11 protein-coding genes are annotated in these 14,972 nt (G+C 67.4%); 5 read left to right on the top strand and 6 right to left on the bottom strand.

Going from position 1 to position 14,972, the window contains the following annotated elements; all coding sequences use genetic code 11:
* Positions 1 to 255: 255 nt before the first annotated feature.
* Positions 256 to 735 (bottom strand): NUDIX domain-containing protein, encoded by a 480-nt coding sequence (locus ABZ004_RS22575; RefSeq protein ID WP_355682395.1) that lies wholly within the window; start codon positions 733 to 735, stop codon positions 256 to 258.
* Complete coding sequence (locus ABZ004_RS22570; protein ID WP_355682393.1) at positions 732 to 1,997, bottom strand: polysaccharide biosynthesis protein; 1,266 nt, start codon at positions 1,995 to 1,997, stop codon at positions 732 to 734. Before ABZ004_RS22570 ends, ABZ004_RS22575 begins: the two co-directional genes overlap by 4 nt.
* Before the next feature lie 48 nt (positions 1,998 to 2,045).
* On the opposite strand from ABZ004_RS22570, the gene ABZ004_RS22565 reads away from it, so the two are divergent.
* Together ABZ004_RS22565 and ABZ004_RS22560 are read left to right on the top strand one after the other, a co-directional pair.
* The gene (locus ABZ004_RS22565) at positions 2,046 to 3,728 is read left to right on the top strand and encodes a hypothetical protein (protein ID WP_355682391.1); all 1,683 of its coding nucleotides are present in this window, start codon (positions 2,046 to 2,048) and stop codon (positions 3,726 to 3,728) included.
* Between the two features lie 59 nt (positions 3,729 to 3,787).
* Positions 3,788 to 3,952, top strand: a complete 165-nt coding sequence (locus tag ABZ004_RS22560) for a DUF2613 family protein (protein ID WP_185444721.1) — start codon at positions 3,788 to 3,790, stop codon at positions 3,950 to 3,952.
* A 12-nt stretch (positions 3,953 to 3,964) separates the two neighbouring features.
* Here ABZ004_RS22560 and ABZ004_RS22555 read toward each other — a convergent pair whose 3' ends face one another.
* A complete protein-coding gene (locus tag ABZ004_RS22555) occupies positions 3,965 to 5,065 on the bottom strand; it encodes a glycosyltransferase family 4 protein (protein ID WP_355682389.1) in 1,101 nt (366 codons plus the stop codon).
* A 132-nt stretch (positions 5,066 to 5,197) separates the two neighbouring features.
* Between ABZ004_RS22555 and ABZ004_RS22550 the strand changes: the two genes are divergently transcribed.
* Both ABZ004_RS22550 and ABZ004_RS22545 read left to right on the top strand, forming a co-directional pair.
* Positions 5,198 to 5,950, top strand: coding sequence for a class I SAM-dependent methyltransferase (locus tag ABZ004_RS22550; protein ID WP_355682387.1), 753 nt, complete (start codon positions 5,198 to 5,200; stop codon positions 5,948 to 5,950).
* A complete protein-coding gene (locus ABZ004_RS22545) occupies positions 5,947 to 10,014 on the top strand; it encodes an alpha-(1->3)-arabinofuranosyltransferase (RefSeq protein WP_355682385.1) in 4,068 nt (1,355 codons plus the stop codon). Before ABZ004_RS22550 ends, ABZ004_RS22545 begins: the two co-directional genes overlap by 4 nt.
* Here the strand turns inward: ABZ004_RS22545 and ABZ004_RS22540 are convergent.
* Both ABZ004_RS22540 and ABZ004_RS22535 read right to left on the bottom strand, forming a co-directional pair.
* Positions 9,903 to 11,126 (bottom strand): acyltransferase, encoded by a 1,224-nt coding sequence (locus ABZ004_RS22540; RefSeq protein WP_355682384.1) that lies wholly within the window; start codon positions 11,124 to 11,126, stop codon positions 9,903 to 9,905. The genes ABZ004_RS22545 and ABZ004_RS22540 overlap by 112 nt on opposite strands.
* Entirely contained in the window at positions 11,123 to 12,940 is a 1,818-nt protein-coding gene (locus ABZ004_RS22535; RefSeq protein WP_355682382.1) for a hypothetical protein, read from the bottom strand. The genes ABZ004_RS22540 and ABZ004_RS22535 overlap by 4 nt, the downstream gene beginning before the upstream one ends.
* A gap of 111 nt (positions 12,941 to 13,051) precedes the next feature.
* Here ABZ004_RS22535 and ABZ004_RS22530 point away from each other — a divergent pair, with 111 nt between their 5' ends.
* Positions 13,052 to 14,143, top strand: coding sequence for a DUF3068 domain-containing protein (locus ABZ004_RS22530; protein WP_355682380.1), 1,092 nt, complete (start codon positions 13,052 to 13,054; stop codon positions 14,141 to 14,143).
* An 18-nt stretch (positions 14,144 to 14,161) separates the two neighbouring features.
* Here ABZ004_RS22530 and ABZ004_RS22525 read toward each other — a convergent pair whose 3' ends face one another.
* Positions 14,162 to 14,968, bottom strand: a complete 807-nt coding sequence (locus ABZ004_RS22525; protein WP_355682378.1) for a class I SAM-dependent methyltransferase — start codon at positions 14,966 to 14,968, stop codon at positions 14,162 to 14,164.
* Positions 14,969 to 14,972: the final 4 nt, after the last annotated feature.

Genomic DNA, 14,972 nt, shown 5'->3' with positions numbered 1-14,972 from the left:
GACGGACATGAGGTGTCGGGCTTCAGGAGGGCAGAGTCACGCTCAAGCACGGCCGGGCGGCGGGGGAAATGGCGCATACCTCATGTCCGTCGGGACGGCAGGCGACGAGGCTCTGCGCGAATCAGGTCGGATGGGAGCACGGGCAATCAGTTCCGGGCAGGAGTGGGCGCGGGACCGTACTTCGGCCAGGGAGGCGGTGCGGGATGCGGTGCGGACGGGATTGGAAAACGGTGACCTGGCTCGCCGGTAGCTGGTTCAGGCGGGGCGGCCGGTGTACTTCGGGAGGGGGTCGGACGACAACGCGTTGGTGAGGCAGATTTGTTCGCGGGCGGGGATTTCGGGCATGGCGTCCAAGGGGAACCAGCCGACTTCGAGGGACTCGTCGTCGTTGACGCGGGCTTCGCCGGAGAGCGGTCGGCAACGGAAGCAGAGGTCGAGGAACTGGACCTGGTCGCCGTTCGGGTAGGACGACGGCGGCATGGCCTCGAAGCTGACCAGGCGCTCCACCTCCGCCACGATGCCGGTCTCCTCCTGGATCTCGCGGAGGATCGCGACGGCTGGTTCCTCGCCGGGTTCCAGCACGCCCGCGATCAGGGTCCAGCGGCCGTTGTCGGCGCGGCGGACCAGAAGCACGCGGTCGTCGGGGTCGAGGACGACCGCGGTGATGCCGGCCAGGAAGAGCGGATCGTGGCCGATCTTCTCGCGCAGCTGGAGAATGAACTTCGGCGTCGTCATGAAGCAGCCTGCCGGTGGAGGCCGGAGGCGAGCGCTGCGGACAAGGCCAATGCACACGTCGCAGTCATCGCGACGAGCACCTTCACACCAGCGAGTCCGGTGGCGATGTGCGCGCCGAGGATGATCGCTGCAGCAGCCGCCAACCCGATCAAGCCGATCCAGATCAGCAGCGCAGCCCGCTTCTCCTGCTGGGCGATCGCCGCGTAGACGACGAGTTGCAGTACGGCGTACGACGAACCCGCCAAGGCGAAGAGCCACGCAAACGGACCGAGCGCGGCGTACTTCTCCTTGCCGCCGACAACCGCCACCACGATGTCCGGCAACAGCAGAGCCCCAAGCACGCAACAGACTCCGAGCGCCGCCACCGCCTGGATAGCGCGCCGAAGCCGGGCAGTGTCGCCCGGCGACGAAGCCAGCGAGGGGAACACAGTGACGATCACGAACTGCGGCAGGAAGAGGCACGCCTTCGCCACGATCACCCCGGCCGCGTAGTACCCGCTGCTCTGCTTGTCGAGCAGACCACGTGCGAGCAGCACGTCCGCGTTGGCGATGACGAAGAACGCCAGCAAGGTGTGCGTGCCGTGGATCGTCTCCCGCAGCACCTCCTTCACCTGCTCCGGAGTACCGCCGGTCGACCCGCGGAGCAGGAAAGAACCGACTGCTGCCGGGATCACCGCGCCAAGTGCGATGCCGACCATCGCCGAGGTCAGACTCGGATGCACCAGCAGCGCCCCGCCCCCCAGCACGACCCGTCCGACGCCGACGGAGATGTAGACGGCCGCGAGTTCGGTCCAGTTCTGCCCACCTTGCAGTACGCCGAGTTGCGACCCCATCAGCGACAAGCAACCGAGCGTCGGCGCAACCAGCAGTACGGAAACGACCGAATCGATGTGCAGCAGGATCACGAACAGCGGCGTGAGTACCAGCGACACCACGGTCAGTCCGACGGCCGCCCGACGACCCGCTCGCAGCATCGAGTCGGCCAGCGCCGCCTGCCCCGGACCGGTATGCGTGGCGATCCGCCGGGCGCCGGAGGCCTGTAGTCCGAGCGGGATCACGTTGCCGATCAGCAGCAGTCCGAGCAGGGCGGTGACAGCACCGAACTGTTCCGGCACCAGCCGGTGGACCGCAATCAAGGTGAAACCGTAGGCCGCAAGGTTCATGATGGCCATGCCGACCGCTACTACGGCAGCGCTGCGGAGGAAGCTCGGTTGAGCCGCCGCGGTGGGAGGCTGCTGCTCTGGCGTCGTGTCTGAAGTCATGCAGCTTCCAGGTAGGTTGCGCGGGAACAAGACGGTGAGGTGGGGGTTGTGGAAGGGCGTGCGGCGAGGTGGGCGCCGTGGGGCTGGCCGGTGGCGCTCACTGTGCTGATCACCGCTCCTCTGCTCGCTCCCGGGTATGTCGTCGGGTACGACATGGTGTTCGTGCCGGACCTCACGCTACGGCGTGATCTGTTCGGAGTCACAACTGCCTTGCCGCGTGCCGTGCCATCGGATCTGCTGGTCGCCCTGCTCGACGAGGTCGCAGGCGGTCAGTTCCTGAACAAGCTGGCGCTGATACTGATCCCACTGCTCGCCGGCCTCGGCATGACCGCTCTCTGGCGAGAGCTCCGTCTAGGCGGCCCGCTGGCAGGCGCAGCCGCTGCCACTCTCTACATGTGGAACCCGTACGTCGCCGAGCGTCTCCGCTTAGGCGCCTGGGCCTTACTGCTCGGCTACGCGGCTCTTCCTTGGCTACTAAGAGCAGCTCTCCGCGTACGCCGAGGCGAAGGCTGGCCTGGATTCCTCCTCGCCGCAGCCGCCTGTGCTCTCACTGCATCAGGCGGCCTCATCGGACTACTGCTGGCTGCCCTAGTCCTGCTCTGGCCCGGCACCACCGCCAAGCGAGGCTGGCCGCTCCTAGGCGCAGCCCTCTTGAACGCACCCTGGCTAGTAGCCGGCCTAGCCCGTACTACGGCAGCCACGACCGACCCAGCTTCGGTGCGAGCCTTCGCTGCGCGCGACGAAGGCTACGGAGGAGTCCTGCCGACCCTGCTCACACTGGGTGGCTCCTGGAACGCCGACGTCGTACCGGCAAGCCGTGGTGACCTCCTCCCGCTGATGCTCGGCTTCGCCATCCTCCTGGCCTCCGTAGTCGGTGTAGTGATCTGGTGGCGCCAGGACCGGCTGGCAACGCCACTGGTGATAGCCGCCGTCCTTGCTGTCCTCCTAGGCGTAGCAGGAGTCGTCGCGCCCAATGCAGCAGCTCAAGTCGTCGCGCATGTCCCAGGCACCGGCCTACTACGCGATGGCCAGCGCTACCTGTCACCACTGGTTCTCCTGGAGTCCATAGGGCTTGGCGCCGCGCTGGCAGCACTGCTCCAGATAGCCCCGCTCAAGCGTTTGGTTGCGGCGACGGTGGTGCTACTGCCGATCGCAGCACTCCCTGGACTCGCCTTCGGTGGCGGGTTGAAGGTCGCGCAGTACCCGGACGACTGGAAGCAGGCCCGGCAAGTGCTCGCCGACGATCATCATCCAGGCGACTTCATCCCCTGGCCGTTCGAGGCATACCGCGCACCGGCCTGGAACGGACGCCGGCCCGTGCTGGATCCGATGGAGCGGTACTTCACCCGACAGGCCGTAGTACCGGATGAACTGATCGTCGGCGGCCGTCGGTTGGCGGGGGAGGACCTGAGGTCTGCTGTGGTGGCGGATGCGGTCAGAGCGGCGGTGCGGAACGGCACTGATCCGACAGCGGCCCTGCTGCAGCAAGGGGTCGGCTGGATCGTCGTCGACATCGAAGCAGGTGGTCCGCCGCCCCACGCGCAGTTCACCGAGGTCTTCGCCAGCCCGACCGTGGCGGTCTACCGGCTCAACGGCGACCCGTCGCCAAAGCGCGTCCAGCCGTGGTTCGTCGTCGCGGTGCTGCTCGCCTGGGCCCTCGCAGCGGGTGTGCTGATCGCCGCTCTGGTAACGGTTGTCGCCCGCAGAGCAGCCATCAGGACCGGGCACTAGCGAAGTTACTGGCCGGTTGCTAGCATCCCCGCTACTTGTCTAGGAGGGGACACGCTTACATGGGAACACTGATCGGTGCGGCTATCGCCGTGCTCGCCGGGATGGCCGTCGCGACCACCGCCGTCGTCGGAGTCGTGCAGACGGTCAAGGACGACCCGGCCGTGCCGCCGGGCCAGACCAACGGACAAGCGGACGTCCCGCTCGTCAACTACGGGGACAAGTAACAACAGCAACTGTCACGGGCCGGTCAGCGCAGTAGCTGGCCGGCCTTCGTGCGCAGCGGACCCGGTCAGCACCCGGTCCCACGCAGCGACCGTCGCAGTCCACGTGAACTGCCCAGCCGTCGCAGTAGCTCCGGCAGACAACGCGTTACGAGCCGTCTGATCCTGCAGCAGCGCAGTGATCGTGGCAGTGAACTCCTCGGCAGTGTCGACGAGCACGCCCGAGTGCCCGTCATGCACGGACTCGGTAGGACCACCCGCGCTCCGATAGGCAACAGCCGGTACGCCGTGCCCGGCCGCCTCGCCCACTACCAATCCCCAGCCCTCCTTGAGACTGGGCAGCGCGAGCACCCACGCCTCGTCGTACGCCGCGTGCTTGTCGGCCTCACTGACGTGGCCGCGGAACTCCACTGCGTCTTCCAACCCACGCTCGACCACATACGAACGCAGCGACTCCTCCCACCACCCAGAGCCCACGACGACGAGCTGCGCAGAGGGCAGGGTCAGCCGTGCCTCGGCAATGGCGTCCACTGCGTGCTCCACCTGCTTGTGCGGCACGATCCGCCCGACACAGACGACAGTCGGTACTGCGGCCCGCTGCCGCTGCCTGGGAGGCGCAGGGTCGGTCCCGTTGTGGATCACCTCGACCGCGCGGACTCCGAGTCCGTGCAGCTCGTCGCGCGATGCCGAGGAGACGGTCACATAGCTGCAGTCCCGGTAGAGCCTCGGTGCCACCCGTGATTCGAGCCACCAGCCGAGTCGCCCGCGCCAGCCCGGATAGACCACCGGCCACTGCTCCTGGTGCACGTGGTGGACGAGCACGACGACACCGGTACGACGTACGAAACGGGTAAAGAATGGGAGTCCGTTCTGCACGTCCACCACCCGGTCCGGGCGGCTCAGCAACGTGTGCAGCAGACCGCGCAGGTAGACGGTCACCTTCGTCCCGCGGTACAGGTACCGCACGTTGTCCCGCCGGGCCTCCCGGGGACTCCCGGGATAGGCGGCGCACAACACCGTGACGGACCAGCCCAGCACTGCAAGGCCTCTCGCGACCTCTTCCACGTACCGCTCGGATCCACCACCCTCCGGATTCGTCGTGTCCCGCCAGTTCACCAAAAGCACGGTCTGCGCGCGCACTCTCCAAGCCCCACCCTCTGCTAGCCCGCCCCCGGGGTAATGGGGCGCGAGGTTACCAAGGAGTAACGATGTCCGCCAGACCTCGTCGAATCCGTTATCGTCCCGGCTGTGCCCGAAGCGATCGCCAGCCCGTCAGCAGCCACCGGCTGGCGGGCCGATCTCAGCCGCACGCTACGGCTGTACCGGGCCTTCCGGGTCGAGCAGACGGACCCGGATCGCTTCTACACAACGCTTGCCGAGGACTCGGTCGGCCAGGTCGGTACCTACGCGGATCCGCGTGGTGCGACGGTGCTGGACGTCGGCGGCGGCCTCGGATATTTCGCGGATGCGTTCCGTGCTGCCGGCGCGACCTACTACCTGATCGACTCCGACCCCACCGAGCTCAGCCGGCGAAAACTACCGGGCACTGTGCAGGGCAGCGGGATGGCGTTGCCGATCGGCGACGGCAAGGTCGACATCTGCTTCTCCTCGAACGTGCTGGAACACGTGCACGATCCCTGGCTGATGGCCGACGAGCTGATCCGCGTCACCCGGCCGGGCGGCACGATCTTCCTCTCCTACACCGGCTGGTGGGGACCGCACGGCGGCCACGAGACCGCCCCCTGGCACCTGCTCGGCGGCGACTACGCGGCCAGACGCTACGAACGCCGCCAGGGCCGCCCGCCGAAGAACCGGTACGGCGTATCGCTCTTCCGCATCACGGTCGCCGAAGGCCTGCGCTGGGCGCGCGACCGGGCCGACGTGGAGCTGGTGGAGGCGTTCCCGCGCTACCACCCGCGCTGGGCGTACGGCGTACTGGCTGTGCCCGGGGTGCGTGAGGTTGCCACCTGGAATCTCGTCCTGGTGCTCCGGCGCCGATGAAGAACCTGAAGAGCGCACAGCTGGTGGTCTGGCGAGCACGGCTCGTCCTGGGCTGCCTGGTTCTCGTGGCGTTGTGCTTCCACCAGGCACCGGGCGAGATCGTGCCGGACACCAAGCTGGACCTGACGGCGAACCCCGGTGGCTTCCTGGCGAGGGCACTGCACCTATGGGATCCGCAGGGCGCGTTCGGGCAGCTCCAGAACCAGGCGTACGGCTACCTGCTGCCGATGGGTCCGTTCCACTGGCTGCTGGACGCGGCCACCGTGCCGGACTGGGTCATCCAGCGGCTGTGGTGGTCTCTGGTCCTGTGTGTCGCCTTCCTGGGTGTCTGGAAGTTGTCGGGCGCTCTGGACCTCGGAGCGCCCTGGGCGAGGTACGCGGCAGCACTGCTGTACGCGATGAGTCCACGGATCCTCGGTGAACTGGCGATCCGCTCCATCGAGGTCTGGCCGATCGCGATGGCCCCGTGGGTCCTGCTGCCCCTGGTGACGCCTAGGGCGAGGTCGGGCTGGTGGCGGGTCGGGTGGTCGGCGCTTGCCTTCGGTCTGGTCGGCGGTGTGAACGCAGTGGCGACCGGTGCCACTCTGGTGCTGCCTGCGATCTGGCTGGTCACCCGTCGCTGGGACCGCTCGACGCTGAAGGTCACTGCGGGCTGGCTGGTGTGCGTAGTGGCCGTCGCGTTCTGGTGGCTGGTCCCACTGATGCTGCTCGGCCGCTACAGCCCGCCGTTCCTCGACTGGATCGAGAACGCCGCGGTCACGACCAAGACAGCGAGTGTCTTCGAGTCCTTCCGCGGTACGTCGCAGTGGCTGAACTTCCTGAAGACCGGAGGCGGCCCCAGCTGGCCCACTGGCTGGCTGTTCGTCACGCAGCCCGCCTTGATCATCACGACAGTCGCTATCGCTCTACTGGGCCTAGTCGGACTAGCGATGAGTTCACTGAAGCACCGCGGCTTCCTTCAGCTCTCACTGGTCGCAGGCCTACTGCTGATGACCATGGGCCACGACAGCTCGCCACTGTCGTCGCAGTTTCAGGCACTGCTGGACGGACCGCTCGCGGCTGCACGCAACACGCACAAGTTCGAGCTGGTCGCCCGGCTACCGCTGACGCTTGCGGCAGTCCATGCGATGACTCGTATAGCCACCTGGAGCAGAGCACGCGGTATCCATCGACGCACCGTGCCGGCACTGGTCGCCTGCCTCGCACTAGCAGTCGCCAGTCCTGCGATCTTCGCCCAGCTACCCACACCCGAGGGCTACAAGGCGATCCCGGCTCACTGGCGGGATGCGGCCACCTGGCTCGACAAGCAGCAGACGAGCGGCAGCGTGCTCGTAGTACCGGCTGCTTCGTTCGCGGACTTCGCCTGGGGTTCCACTGAGGACGAGCCGTTCCAGGCGCTGCTGAAGCGCCCGATGGTGGTGCGTGACTCGCTACCGCTCGGCTCTGCCGGTACTACGCGTTGGCTGGACGAAGTCGAACGCCGACTCGGCTCGGGCGTCGGTGACGGTACCATCCGGCAGACGCTCGCTCGAGCAGGCGTGAGGTACGTCCTGGTCCGCAACGATCTCCGGTACGACGCGCAGGTCAACTCGCTGATCGCTGTTCACGAGAGTCTGGCCGAATCCGGTCTCGGCCGCGTCGCCGACTTCGGCCCGCCGGTCGGCAGCACTCTTGAACGCCCCGACCTGACCCTCGACGAGAAGTCACGGCTGCCCTACCCGAGCCTGGAGGTCTACGACGTCGGTGATGCCGCTCCCGCGCGGTTGGTGCCGCAGTCGCAACTGGTAGAGGTCCGGGGAGCCTCCGAAGACGTGCCTTCGGTCCTGACGGAGCTGGGTGGTGACCGCGAGGCAGTCACGAGCACTGACGCGAAGGCCCTGCCCGGCAAGCTTCCGCTGGTCCAGACCGACGGCATGCAACGCCGTGAGGTCGACGTCGGCCGACCGGCCCAGAACGTCTCACCCGTCCTCGCGGCGAACGACCCGGGTCGCCTGGACCGCCGCACACTCGGCTACGTCATCGACCCGAACGCACCCAGTACTACGAGGTTGTCGGCGGGCGGCGTCGTCGACATACGGGCCTCGTCGTCGGCAGCCGACGCCGGTGCGACGCTACGGACCGGGCCCGGCAACGGGCCCTTCGCTGCGGTGGACGGAGATCCGTCGACCCGCTGGATCTCGGGGAGATTCGGTCAGAGCGGCGGGGAATGGCTCGAGCTGGACTTCGTGACGCCGAGATCCGTCGAGAACCTGAAGCTGCAGTTCTCGCTCGCTGCGCCGACGACCGATCCGGTGCGAACCCTGCAGATCGACACCGACAGTGGAACGTTGACGACCGTCGTCGGTGCGACCGACAAGCCGCAGAACGTACCGACCCCGTCCGGCCCCACCCAGCGACTACGGATCACCGTCGGAGTCACCGATGGCAAGAACCCGAACGGCGTGGCCATCTCCGAGGTGTCCCTGCCCGGACTGGCTCCGCGCAGCAGACTCGTCGTACCGGGTGGGCTCGACCGGCAGCCGGACGCACTCGTACTACGGAACCAACAGCTCGGTCGCTCAGGATGCCTGCATGCAGGTGGCCGGCCTTTGTGCAGCGCGGGGTTCGCGCAGGACTCCGAGGAACCGACCGGGCTGTTCCGCAGCATCGAGTTGCCGGCCACCACGGCGTACCAGTTCACCGGAACCGCGTTGCCGCGGGACGGAGCCTTCCTCGAGCGGTTGCTCGCGGCGCCCGGTGCGATCAGCGCGACGGCGTCCTCCCGGGCGGTCACGGCGCCGGAGGGGAGACCGAGCGCGGCGATCGACCGCGACCTCGGGACCGGCTGGGTGGCCGCGGTGGGGGAGCTCGACCCGTCGCTGACGATGAAGTTGCCGGCGGCAAGGAAGCTCCAGGGGCTGCAGTTCCTCAATGACGCCTTCCTGGCCGCGTCCAAGCCGGCCGAGGTGTCGGTCCGGTTCGACGACGGCCATGAGGTCAAGCTGCCGGTCTCCGCGAAGGGTTACGTCGACTTCCCGGACAAGAACCGGCTGGTGAAGTCGTTGAAGCTGACCTTCACGGCGAAGCACGACGTCTTCACCGTCGACTCGGCCACCGGATTCGCGCATGCGCTGCCGGTGGGGGTCTCCGAGATCCGGGTGCTCGGTGCGGACAACTTCCGCAAGGGACCGAACCTGAACGCGAAGACCGGCTCCCTCTGCGGGTTCGGCCCGGAGATCGAGGTGAACGGCGTCCGGCACGACACCCGGCTGACGGCGACCGTGCGGGACGTCCTGCAGCGGCGTGAGGTGAGCTTCACCACCTGCCGGTCCGACCTGCAACTGCCGGCCGGTCGCGGCACGCTGGATGTCCTGGCCAGCAAGGACTTCGTGCCGACCGAGGTGAAGCTGACCCGCACCGGCCTCGACAACAAGGCGGTCACCCCGACCAAGCAGGTCGACATCTGGCGACCGAACCCGGCCGAGCTGACTCTCGAAGTACCGTCGGCGGACGAGCCCTCGGTGCTGACCGTCGCGCAGAACTACAGCGACGGCTGGGAGGCGTACGACAGCAGCGGCCACAAGCTCGCACCGATTCGCATCGGCGGTTGGCAGCAGGGCTGGTTGCTGCCTTCGGGACCCGAGCAGGTCGTCACTGCGCGGTTCCTGCCGGACAGGACCTATCGTGCGGGCCTACTGGTCGGACTGCTCAGCCTGTTGTCCGTTGCGGCGCTGGCGATCTTCTCCCGGCGCAGGTCGAGGCACTCGAGCCACCGGTTGAAGGAGAGCCGCCGCATCGGTCCATGGCTCGCGACGGTCCTGGCTGTCGCCACCGGAGTGTTCATCGCCGGCTGGGTCGGTCTGGCAGCTACAGCCGTCGCTGCAGTACTGGCGTGGTACCTCAAGGGTCGCAAGCCGTTGCTGATCGGTCTGGCCGCCGGTGTCGTCCTGCTGGGCGGAGCGATCGCCGCTGCTCAGCCCTGGCCGGCCGGGGCAGCGGGCCTGGACTCCGGAGTCGTCCAGGCATCGGTCCTGTTCGGCTGCGCGCTGGTCCTCTTGTCCAAGCCGACCGGCGACACGTCGTAGTTCCGGTCGCGCCGGCCGCGGCGCATGATCGGCCGCTCCATCCAGTAGTAGCTGGCCGCGGCCAGCAGCGCCGAGATGATCACCGTGCTGAAGAACAACACCACGAAATGCCCCTTGAACAAGGGGTAGCCGGTGATCTGGGCCACCAGGTTGAGAACGATGAGGTGGTAGGCGAATACGCCGTACGAGATGTCACCCGCAACATGTCCCGCCTTGCCGCCCAGTACTGCGGCGATGCGACGGGTCGGCGAGATCGCCGGGAACACCACGCACGCGGCGATCGCGGTGTAGAGCAGGCTCTTGACGAACGCCTGCCCAGGCGTCGGTGCAGTCAGGTTGTACGTCCCGGCCACGGGGCTGGACGCGATCAGCAGCAGCGCAAGGCCGATGCCCCAGACGGTCGCCGGGATCTTGGCAAGCGTGTCGAGCAGGGACGACCCCAGTCGCCCGCTGCTTCGCGCTACCTGCCACAGCGCGAGCCCCATCCCGACGGCGAACCAGCCGAGGTACCCGGGCAGCCAGAGGCCTGCATGTGAATGATCCGAAGCCGTAGCAGTAGCCATCCAGACAGGCCCGAGCACAGTGAAGAAGGCCAGTACTGCGAGGCGCCAGCGCACCGCTCGCCGGGTCGGCCGTTCGTAGCCGGTCAGGAACCTCGCCAGCACCGGCAGCGCCAGGTAGAACAGCACCTCGGTCGCCAGGCTCCACAGCTGGGTCAGCCCTTCGACGACCGGGCCGTCGAGGTAGATCTGGGTGAGCGTGGCGTGCTGCAGGTACGACGTCCAGCTGACCGGCCCGTTGTTCGGCACCAGCAGCGCGGCAAGGATCACGGCGACCCAGAGTGCGGGCAGGATCCGCAGCGCGCGGTTGCGCAGGTAGGGCAAGGTCAGCGGCGGGTCGGTCTCCTCGAACCACGCGACCACGTGCGGGCGGTAGAGCAGGAAGCCGGAGATCGCGAAGAAGATCGCGACGCCGATGTCCAGCCGGGACAGGATCCCCGCGAACGGGCCGTGCAGCGCGTCGCCGCTGCGGAAGCCGACATGGGTGCTGACGACGGCCAGCGCGCCGAGTGCGCGCAGGCCGTCCAGGGCAGGGAATCTGGTGCGCCTCATCCGGTCACCACGGGAAGTCCGATCTCGAGGTCGGTGATGCAGAGGTTCGTCTCCGGGTCGGTGGTGGTCAGCCGGATCGAGGTGGCCAGGATCCTTGCTGACGGTCCGAAGTACATCGAGGAGCCGTTGCTGGCCGGCCAGCTGGCGGCCGGCTCGGGCAGCGCTACCGTTCGGCCGGAGGCGTCGAGCAGTTCGATGCGCAATCGTGACTCGTGGTCGGCGAAATAGCCGGCCTTGACGAACCATTCCGCCTCGATCAGCTCCGACTGGGTCGGCCGCAGCGGGAAAGTGAGCGAGGCGGCGCCGGACATCGGCATGTCGCAGATCGGGTTCTTCTTCGGTGCCCCGGCGCGGGACCAGACGGCCAGGTGGGACGGTTTGAGATGACCGGTTTCGTCGACGAAGTAGGGATCGCTGCCAGGTCCCTGTAGGCGGAACGGGACGCCGAGCATCCGTAGTACGGGGGACAGGCGGCGGTCGGGGGAGAGGAGAGTGACGACGTCCGCGGGCATTGGGGAGTCCCACAGATTGACGGACGGACCAGCCTTGTCCAGCTCGGCGGTGACGTTGTCGAAGTACGGGCGGGACGGGTTGTCACCCCAGGCCTTGGCGAAGTTCGCGTCCGAGACGACGACGCCGGCGGTCCAGGCGAGCAGGCAGCACCAGGCGATCGACGGAGCCAGGATGCCCTTCAGCTGAAGAGATTTCGCCGTCAGTACGACGGCGAGTGTCAGTGGGATCGAGAGGTCCGACCAGTAGTGATAGTGGATCGTGAAGGTGTCGCCGAAGGCCGCGAACCGGCCGTAGGCGACGAGGAAAAGGGTGACGAGGACATAGATCAGGATCGATGCCCACAACAGCAGCGCGCGCCGATCCTGCCGCCAGGCGACCGCCAGCAGGAAGACCGCCACGATGCCACCGAGCAGCACTGCGATCGGCGGCGCCGCGGCCGTACTGAACGGCGCCGCGAACGTGATCCAGTGCCAGGGCCCGCCGGCGAGTGCACCCAGCGGTACGGCGAACGACTGCCCGCCGAGATCCAGCAGCTTTCCGAAGCCCGGCAGTTGCTGGGACGAGGCCTTCTGGTGCGTCAGCCAAACGATGCCGAAGGCAACTACCGGGACGATCAGAGCGGCTGCGTAGGCGATGCTCTGCCGGAACCACTGCCGGATCGGCCGATCCCGGACGTACAGGGCGAGCGCGACCGCGGTGAAGATGATGAGGCCGGATTTCTCCCAGCAGGCCAGCGAGATCAGCAAGGAAAGGGGGCCATAGGCAACGGCTCGGCGGCGGTTGCCGGCGTACCAGTCGAGGGTCGCATGCAGGAGCAGCAGGCCGAAGACGTGCGCGGGCAGATTGTTCACCGCGCTCGACAGCGACATGAACGACGGCATGCTCAGCGGGGTCAGTGCGTAGAGCAGGGTGCCGGCCACGATCCAGCGGCTGCGGCCGAGCAGGCGGATCAGGAGCATCCCCATCAACGCGATGGCGACGGCCTGCATGAGCACCCGCCAGACGACAGTCACATCCCAGTTCAGCGGAGCGACGGTCGCGAACATTGCATAGACAAAGCGAAGTCCGGGTGCGATGTGATCGTTCACCGGAGTGAGCAACTCCGCGGGGGCGAAGCCGCGATCGCCCTGGACCAGGAAGTCGATGTCGTCGCTCAACCAGGAACCGCGCCGCGCGAGCAGGCCGAGAAGGCCGGCCTGGACGACGGCGATGACGAGCACGACGGTTCGCAGTACTGCGCTGTCGGGCGCGCCGTGGACCACCTTGGCCAGCCGGGCCGGCACGCTTTCGATCCCCCTCATGGAGCCGGACTATATGACAGTTCGGCCACTGCCGGATTTTGTCGATGCCGGTCCCTGTTCAACCTGGCTACCCGCTGGTAGCGTCCCGCGGACAGACCGGGAGGGGTTGTTGTGGGGAATCGCAGTCGTGCCTTGGTGATCGCACTGGGGATCTTCTTCATCGGCGTTGCGGCGTTGGCCAAGTTCTACGCGTATCCGACGCTTTCGGTGGCACCGCCCGACCAGGTGGCGCACACCTTGTCGACCGGACCGAACGCGACCATCTTCAGCGTGAAGGACCTGGCCGAGAAGCCGGGAGTCGATCTGTGGGCACGGCGTACGGTCCGGGGGGACGTCGCCGCGGCGGACAAGATCAGCAAAGCTCTGAATCGTAAGGTCGTCGTCTTCGACACCGCCGTGGTGACCGACGACGAGAAGGACTACACGTTCCCGGACGACGCGACGCAGACCGACAAGCTGCCGTTGAGCTTCGTCCAGGAGCGGGTCGTGCTGGACGCGCACACCGGTGAGTCGGTGCGCTGGAACCCGAAGGATCCGGCGGACAACAGCGGCGAGTACGTCGCCACCTCGCTGGACCCGGCCGCGCGGCTGAAGCCCGACGAGACGAGCGAGTTCTTCAAGGGTCATGACGGCCTGGTGCTGAAGTTCCCGTTCGGCACCGAGAAGAAGACGTACAAGTTCTGGGACACCACCACGCGCAAGGCGTACCCGATCCAGTACAAGGGCTCGACCAAGCTCGACGGGCTGCCGGTGTACGTCTTCGAGCAGAAGGTGCCGAAGCAGGACCTGCCGCAGGCGAAGCCGCTCGAGGTGCCGGGCAGCCTGGTCGGCGAGCAGGGCAAGGACTCGGTGGTGGTGCAGCGCACCTACCAGAACACCAGGACGCTGTGGATCGAGCCGGTCACCGGCGCGATCATCAAGGGCCAGGAAGACCAGCTCGCCACCTTCGCCTACAACGGCGAGGACAAGGTCACCGCGACCAAGGTGTTGATCCACTACGACGACGACACGGTGCGCAAGAACGTCGAGGGTGGCAAGGGCGCGGAGTCCAAGGAGGGCGGCTACAAGTCCAAGGCCGCTCAGCTGCACCTGATCGGTTTCTGGGTGCCGCTGCTGTCCTTGATCATCGGGCTGTTGCTGCTCGCGATGGTCGGCTTCTTCCAGCTCCGGCCGCGCACCACGCAGCCGACCGAGGAGTCCTAGCGACAGGCTGAGGGTCTCTCAGAGGGACTTATGGGCGGACCAGATCGCGGTGCCGGGAATCAGCCGGCCGCGTTCTGGTCCCCAGCCGCCCCAGACCTGGTCGTGACCGGCCGGCCATTCGGGTTCGAGCAGGTCGTCGACGACCAGGCCGGCGCCGGTGAGGGCACGGATCCAGTCGCCGGTGGTGCGGTGGTGCTCGGCGTAGACCGGCGTACCGGCGTCGTCGACCTCGACGTACGGGGTGCGGTCGAAGTACGACTGGGTGATCCGCAGGCCGGCCGGCGACGGGTCGTCGGGCAGGCTCCAGCGGATCGGGTGGCTGACGGAGAACACGAGCAGGCCACCGGGTTTCAGCACTCTGACGATCTCGGTGAGCGCCGCTTCCGCGTCGGCGACGAAGGGGAGTGCCCCGAACGCCGAGCAGACGATGTCGAAGACGCCTGTTGCGAAGGGGATCCGCACGGCGTCGGCAGCAACAGTCCGTACGACGGTCGCCGTCTTCCGGTCGAGCTCTTTGGCTTTCAGGAGCTGCTGGATCGAGATGTCGAACGCATAGGCGTCGGCACCTTGCTGGGTGAGCCAGCGTGAACACTGCGCTGCTCCGGCCCCGACCTCCAGCACCCGCTTGCCTCTGACGGGCCCGAGCAGCTGTGCCTGCTCCTCGTCGACTCCCTCGGGACACCAGATGAACCGGTCGTCACCGAGGAACTCACCATGCTCGGCGAGATACTCGTCCGCTGCGCTGTCCCAATACGTGCGGCTCGCCCGCGACGTCTCCGCCTCGGTCAACCCGATCCGCCGCGGCCCGACCACCTCGTAATCCACGCGG

It is taken from the genome of Kribbella sp. NPDC006257 (assembly GCF_040613535.1).
In the GTDB taxonomy this organism is placed as follows: Bacteria; Actinomycetota; Actinomycetes; order Propionibacteriales; family Kribbellaceae; genus Kribbella.
The sequence above is the reverse complement of the archived record's forward strand: the minus strand, read 5'-3'. Positions and strand labels throughout refer to the sequence as shown.